The 662-nt window shown below is 51.1% G+C and carries 1 protein-coding gene; it reads right to left on the reverse strand.

Going from position 1 to position 662, the window contains the following annotated elements; translation table 11 throughout:
* Nucleotides 1-662 (reverse strand): pyridoxal 5'-phosphate synthase lyase subunit PdxS (gene pdxS, locus ACWHAR_RS28010; RefSeq protein WP_452088557.1); only part of this gene is annotated, 662 nt, incomplete at both ends.

A 662-nucleotide genomic window follows, 5' to 3' on the forward strand; every position in this document is an offset into this window, starting at 1 on the left:
AGCATCAGCAGGTGTTGCTACACCGCCGGCAGCAAAGTTGACAACCGGAAGGCGTCCTTCGGCTTTAATTTCCTTCAGCAGCTCATAAGGAGCGCCGAGGTTTTTCGCTTCTGTCATCAGTTCGTCATCGCTCATGCCGACAACTTTGCGCACTTGAGCATTCACCTTTCTCATATGGCGGACAGCTTCCACAATATTGCCCGTACCAGGTTCGCCTTTTGTACGAAGCATTGAAGCTCCTTCAGCGATCCGGCGCGTCGCTTCTCCTAGGTCGCGGCATCCGCATACAAATGGAACGGTAAATTCGTTTTTATTTAAATGAAATTCTTCATCTGCAGGAGTCAAAACTTCACTTTCATCAATATAGTCAACGCCAAGCGCTTCAAGAACACGCGCTTCAACGATATGCCCGATGCGTGCTTTTGCCATAACCGGGATTGAAACAGCGTTCATCACTTCTTCGACAATAGTCGGATCTGCCATGCGGGCAACTCCGCCTGCCGCACGGATATCAGCCGGAACGCGCTCCAGCGCCATGACTGCGACGGCTCCTGCTTCTTCTGCGATTTTTGCTTGTTCAGCATTGACAACGTCCATAATGACGCCGCCCTTCTGCATTTCTGCCATACCGCGTTTTACGCGATCAGTACCTGTTTGAGCCA

The sequence above is a fragment of the Bacillus sp. LR--39 genome (assembly GCF_053613335.1).